The organism is Mesotoga sp. HF07.pep.5.2.highcov (assembly GCF_003666285.1).
GTDB lineage: Bacteria > Thermotogota > Thermotogae > Petrotogales > Kosmotogaceae > Mesotoga > Mesotoga prima.
Map to the genome: position 1 here is coordinate 1 of NZ_JFHJ01000153.1, position 6,129 is coordinate 6,129.

Sequence of the window (6,129 nt, forward strand, 5' to 3'; positions counted from 1 at the left end):
TTCACTGGCGGCGATGATTCTCGCCTTTTGACTGGCTCCTGAATGCTTCCCGCTGAAAGTGGCCTCACTTCCCCGGATGATACTCCGGGCATCACTTCCTGCGCAGCAGCATCACTTCCCGACGGAGTCGGCATTGCATCGACCGATGCTTTTCGGCGCCTTGCGTCCAATCAAAAAGCATCACTTCCTGCGAAGCAGCCTTCTCATATAACTTCAGAGGGCAGGAAGTCTCTGTCTTCAGTGATGACCCTGTCTATTTCGTCGATTTCGGCCATTTTGAACGGAGCGATTACGTCGAATTTGCTGTTGTCAACAAGAAGAATCTTTGTGCTGGAATTGAGCAGCATTTTTCTCTTTATACTGGCGGAAAAGGGGCTCAACTCGAATGTTCCTATTTTCTTTCTTAGCGAGGCGCATGAAAAGAAGAACTTGTTTGCATAGATTGAACCGACAAGACTCTCCGCCCTGGGGCCGATGAGCGAATCAAATCCGTACTGTAGACTGCCGCCACTAGATTCGACAGAAAACCCCTGAACCTTTGAAAGCGCGAGCAGTATGTTGATTCCGTTGGTAATTATGTGCAGCTTCTTGAAAACCCTGGAGAGTTTTAAAGCGAAAACGTAACATGTAGTGCTTTCATCTATGAAAAGGACATCGTTCTCTTCTACAAACTCGATTGCCTTCTCAGCGATTCTCTCTTTTGCCTCTCTGGCTAACCTCAGCCTTTTCAAGAAAAAGCTGTTTGGATCTGTTTCCTGATTCACCGCTCTTACGACTCCGTATCCGTTGATAACAAGGCCGGATTTCTGCAGATCTCTCAAGTCTCTTCTCAGTGTGACGAGAGATACATCCATTAGAGACGCAAGTTCTTGAGTATTGATCGATTCTCTCTCGGAAAGAACGCTAAGTATGTTTTGTCTTCTGTCTTCCTTCTTCAAAGCCATCTGCTCAACTCCAGCATATCTGTCTTATCTGACTCTCCTCCTGGTTAATCTTAGAGCTTCTACACCTAGGAGGAGTGCACCCCAAAGCGCAAGTGTGAGAAACTGACTTATCCCAAGAAGATTCAAACCGCTTGAGATAACCTGCAGCAAGACCAACCCAAGGAAAACACCGGACACCTTCCCGAAGCCACCATTTGGATTGATCCCACCTAGAACTGAAACCAGTACGGTAACCAGAAGATACGAAGAACCATAACCGGCCTTTGCGGAATTGAATCTCGCAATCATTATCAAAGAGGCTATACCGGCCAGAAGGCCCGAAATCATATAAACGAGAATGGTTACCTTGTTGGTATTTATTCCAGAGAAACCGGTAGCTTTGATGTTGGATCCGATCATGTAGGTCGACAAACCCAACCGCGTCTTGTTTAGAATTATCGCGACACCCACCGCGACGGCTACTAGAATGAACATCGGTACCGGTACTCCCAGGAAGGTTCCATTGCCAATCACAAGTAATTCCCTCGGTAGGCCTGAAATGACATACCCTCTGGTTATAACCAGGCTTATTCCTTCGAGAAAGGTCATAGTACCGAGCGTCGCGAGTATCGGAGATACGCCGATGTATGCGATTATCATTCCATTTACGAGTCCCACTAGGAGTGAAATCGACAACCCCGCGAGTACGGCCAGAAAGATCGTCCAGCCCAGTCCGGCCCCTCCCGGACCAGATGCTAAATCACCGGTCAAAATCATCGCCATGATTATCCCAGAGAGATTTGCCGAGCTTATTATTGAAAGGTTAATCCCACCCGTAAGCATTGTTATCATCATCGCGAAAGCAAGGACTCCAAGCTCGGGAAGTTGGAAGGCCATCGATTGGAGATTGCTGGGCCTTAGAAATTTCCCAGGAAGAGCGAGCGAGAACAATAGTACCAGGATGACCAGGATCGCTCCAAGCGAGAGAATCTCGGAGTGCTTTGATACTCTTCCCCTGCCTGTGTCAGTCTTCAACATTGATTATCGCTCCTTTTCTCTCGCGGACTTTTCTCTGATAGGCCGTTATACTCACGCTTATGACTATGATCGCTCCCACAAAAACCTTATGCCAGTAAGAGGAAATCCCAAGCAAAGTAAGGCCATTTTGTACGATGACAATCAAACCAAAGCCAAGAACAGTCCCTAGAATGCTGCCCGTACCTCCGGCAAGGCTGGCCCCTCCAAGAACAACAGCCGCCAGAACTTCCAGTTCCCTGCCCATCAAGGCATTGGGGGCGACAGTCAACATCATGTTTGCCTGAACGGTTGAGGCTATGCCTGCCAGAAAGCCCATGTAGCAATAGACGAATAGCTGCGTCTTGAGAACGCTTATTCCCACACGTCTTGCGGCTTCCTGATTTCCGCCCACTGCGTAGATATTTCTGCCCAGAGCAGTGTACTTTAGTATCAGCCAAGTAAGAATGAAAGAAAGAACAAGAACTAGAATCGGTATAGTAATTCCCGGGCTGTCTCCAAATCTAACGAGATTCCTCTCCATAAACCACAGTGGAAAGCCGTAAATCCATGTACCACCACTGATGAATATGAGAAGACCATAGAACAGGTTCATGGTTGCGATCGTCACGATTATTGGCGGAGTTTTGAGGAAATAAATCAGTAAAGCGTTGACCAAACCCAGAGCAATTCCGACAACCCCTCCTATAGCAAAGGCAAGGAACATATTCCCGCCCCAATTGATAACGATAGTAGCCATGATATACTGAGCAACGGTAGCAATTGCCGTAAATGAGATATCTATTCCTCCTGAAATCAAAACAACCAGCACACCTGCGGCCATTATCGCCAGAAAGGAGTTGCTCTCAACCATTCCGTAGAGATTGGTGAAAGTAAGAAAACTTGGCTTCATAACGGTGAAGAAGAGTGAGACGACTATTATTACAAGCAAGAGATAGAACTCGCTCTTGCTGAATGCTTTTCTCAATCCCGAATTACTGTCCGTTGATCTTCTCATACAGCTCTTTCTCCGTGAGCTCGATAGAGTTGTACTTTCCAATTATTCTTCCCGCACTCATAATATAAGTCGTGTTTGAATGATAGATTGCTTCTTCGGCTTCATCCGTGATCATGATTATCGAAATACCTTCTGCGGCTAGCTCTCTGATTATCTTGTATATACTGTCCTTTGCGGCAACGTCTATTCCCACTGTTGGGGAGTCGAGAATCAATACTTTTGGATTTATTGCCAACCACTTTGCAATTACAACCCTCTGTTGATTGCCGCCGGAAAGCGTGTTAACCGGAGAGTCAATCGAGGGAATTTTGATTGAGAGTTCGTCGATCCAACGTCTCACTTCAGTTCTTTCTTTGACTTTACTCAAGAGCCTGATTCTCGAAAGTATTCTCTTTAGAACCGTCAGCACAATATTCTTGCTTACGGGCTGTTCCATAACGAGTCCGTGTTGCAGTCGATCCTCAGGCACATACGCAATTCCAGCTCTCATAGCGTCCACGGCGCTTCCAGGGTTAACTCTCTTCCCTTCTACGAAGATCTCTCCTTCGTCGGAGGATTCATTCCGAAGAGTGAAAGGACAAACTCGGTTCTGCCTGAACCCATCAGTCCTGTGACACTTACTATTTCGCCCTTGTGGACCTTCAAATCAATTTCCTTGTAATTATTTCTCCTTGAGAGCTTTCTGACTTCTAGAACAACTTCGTCGCCAGAATACGGAGGCAATTTGGAGTACTCGAACTCCTTGCCTGTCATGAGAAATGAGAGTCTCTGTCTCGTCAGTTCGGAAGCATCGAAGGCACCGACTTTTTTCCCGTCACGAAGAACGGTTACCCGTTGGGCTACCTCCATTATCTCATCGAGCTTATGGCTGACGAAGATCGTCGAGATTTCTCTGTTCTGCAGTTCATTTATAACTCTAATTAGCGACTGAACCTCTTTCTTGCTGAGAGAAGCCGTAGGTTCGTCCATTATTACAAGCCTCGCCTTGGCATTTATAGCCCTGCATATCGCCACAATTTGCCTTTCCGCTATAGATAGCTCGCTGACTTCGCGTCTGGGATCAAGTGAAACCCCAATTTTGTCCATCGTCTTCATTGCTTCTTCTTCCGTCTCTTTCCATTTCATAAGGCGACTTCCTGTTTCCACTCTCGAAGAAATAGCTATGTTCTCTGCAACGGTCAGATTTGGAAAGAGCGAAAGATCCTGATAGATAACCTGGATTCCCTCTCTCACACTGTTAGAAGACTTCTGGTGGCTTATCCTTTTTCCGTCGACATAGATCTCGCCCCCGGGATCGGGTGAGTGAATACCCGAGATTATCTTGATTAGGGTACTCTTTCCAGACCCGTTTTCGCCAACTAGACAGTGGATTTCTCCCTTTTCTATTTCAAAATCGACTGAATCGAGGGCCAATACCCCCCCGAACCTCTTCGTAATATTTCTCATCTCCAACAGTTTCTCGGCCATAATCAGATCACCAGAAAGAGAGGGGGCGTACCCCCTCTCGAAATCAGAACCCGTAAGAAAGGGCGTTCTCAGCAGTTATATCGACTTGCGCGTCGAATTTCACAATGTTTCCTTCCAACATGGCCTTCCCAAGACCGGGAATCTCGAATCCATCAACAACGGCTGGCACTATGCCTTCGGGGATTCCAGCCTCAGCCAGAGCAGCCTTGGCATCGAGCAGTGTCTTTGCCAGATAGACCTGCGCGAATCCAGCGTCTCTTGGATCCCACAGGTAACCCCACTGCATCAATCCTTGCTTGAGATACGGGTCAGCGTGGCTTGGAATAACCGTTCCGACTATCTTTACCTTTCCCTTCATGTTTCTTGCGTTGAGCGCCTGGGATGCTCCGATCGGTCCCAGTGAACCAAAGCCGACTATACCTTTTAGATTAGGATATGCATTGAGAAGCTCGAGAGTTTTTTGATAGGAAAGCTCAACACTTTCACCACATGGGATTCTCTCGGTTACTAGCTTCATATTTGGATACTTTTCTGCAACATAGGCAAGCCCAACGTCTGCCCAGAAGTTGTGAAGAGGAACTGTGAGCCCTCCGACGAAAACGGCAAACTCGCCTTCTCCACCCATAAGCTGAGCAAGTTTCTCGAAGTTTGCTTCTCCGAACTTAACGTTGTCTATCGTTTCTACATCCCAATCGCCGCCCTTCTGCTCTGGCGACTCGTGTGTGATGATGATGATACCGTTCGCTCTTGCCTTTTCGAATACGGGCTCAAGAGCCTTCGCATCATTAGGTACTACACAGATGGCATCGACACCCTTGGCAATAAGGTCTTCAACAATCTTCACCTGCTGAGCAGGGTCTGCATCGGAAGGCCCTATCTGGTAGGCATTCACGCCGAGTTCATCTGCTGCATCTTTTACACCGACTTCCATTCTGTTGAACCAGGGGATTCCGCCGATCTTCACAACGACGGCAATCTCATAGTTCGCTGCTAAGACGGCAACTGTAAACAAGACACAGAACAGGAGCATCAGAAACTTCTTGTTCATTCGCATCCCTCCTTCTATGTGACCGGTAGGCCGGCCCAAAGATCATAAAACAAAGCATCAAAAATTCATATGATTACTTGTGATCAACATTGCAATTATATCGATTCACTCTGACAGATCCATATCCGAAGATCACTGGTTATTCGAACTTACGGCTGATGAAGACCATGTAGCGATAAATACTCTCGATTTCCGGACTATCTCATCCATTATTCCAGGAAAACTTTGGATGACCAACTTGATTTATTCCCTTCCCGTAGCTTTATTGCCAACCTAAGAACAGTCTTTGATGGACACTGTCACGGCTGACGTTACACATTATTATTCGTCGGAAATCACTCCTAATCGTTTGAACTCCTAGATATTTGTTCCTAATCGGATTTCTTCATTTACAAATTATCTGGTAAGCTGTAGGTAATAGAGTATGATATGAAGTTATCACTTTATTGATCCATTTTACTCAATAGCGGTTTCAAAGTTGTGTTCGGGGAGGCAAGGATGAAGCAAGGGGTTCTTTCGATTGATCTGGGAACTATGGGAGTAAAAATCTCATTGGTTTCTCTAGAGGGTGAGATTCAGAAGTCGGCGTACACTGAGTACCCCATTATCTCTGAAACTCCAGGACAGGCAGAACAAGATTCGGCGCTCTGGTGGGAGGG

Annotated in this window: 5 protein-coding genes and 1 pseudogene; 1 reads left to right on the forward strand and 5 read right to left on the reverse strand. The window is 46.6% G+C overall.

Annotation, left to right across the window (positions count from 1 at the left end; translation table 11 throughout):
• Positions 1-203: 203 nt before the first annotated feature.
• From BG32_RS02950 to BG32_RS02970, 5 genes and pseudogenes are all read right to left on the reverse strand, one after another.
• Positions 204-944, reverse strand: coding sequence for a DeoR/GlpR family DNA-binding transcription regulator (locus tag BG32_RS02950; RefSeq protein ID WP_014731777.1), 741 nt, complete (start codon positions 942-944; stop codon positions 204-206).
• A gap of 24 nt (positions 945-968) precedes the next feature.
• On the reverse strand, positions 969-1,961 hold the full coding sequence (locus tag BG32_RS02955) for an ABC transporter permease (RefSeq protein WP_121526346.1): 993 nt from the start codon (positions 1,959-1,961) through the stop codon (positions 969-971).
• Complete coding sequence (locus BG32_RS02960; protein WP_121526347.1) at positions 1,948-2,955, reverse strand: ABC transporter permease; 1,008 nt, start codon at positions 2,953-2,955, stop codon at positions 1,948-1,950. Before BG32_RS02960 ends, BG32_RS02955 begins: the two co-directional genes overlap by 14 nt.
• Positions 2,933-4,422: pseudogene (locus BG32_RS17035) on the reverse strand (sugar ABC transporter ATP-binding protein). The gene BG32_RS02960 and the pseudogene BG32_RS17035 overlap by 23 nt, the downstream one beginning before the upstream one ends.
• Before the next feature lie 43 nt (positions 4,423-4,465).
• Positions 4,466-5,470, reverse strand: coding sequence for an autoinducer 2 ABC transporter substrate-binding protein (locus BG32_RS02970; RefSeq protein WP_099771666.1), 1,005 nt, complete (start codon positions 5,468-5,470; stop codon positions 4,466-4,468).
• Between the two features lie 498 nt (positions 5,471-5,968).
• Here BG32_RS02970 and BG32_RS17040 point away from each other — a divergent pair.
• The coding region (locus BG32_RS17040; protein WP_409072644.1) for an FGGY family carbohydrate kinase at positions 5,969-6,129 on the forward strand (161 nt) is incomplete at its 3' end.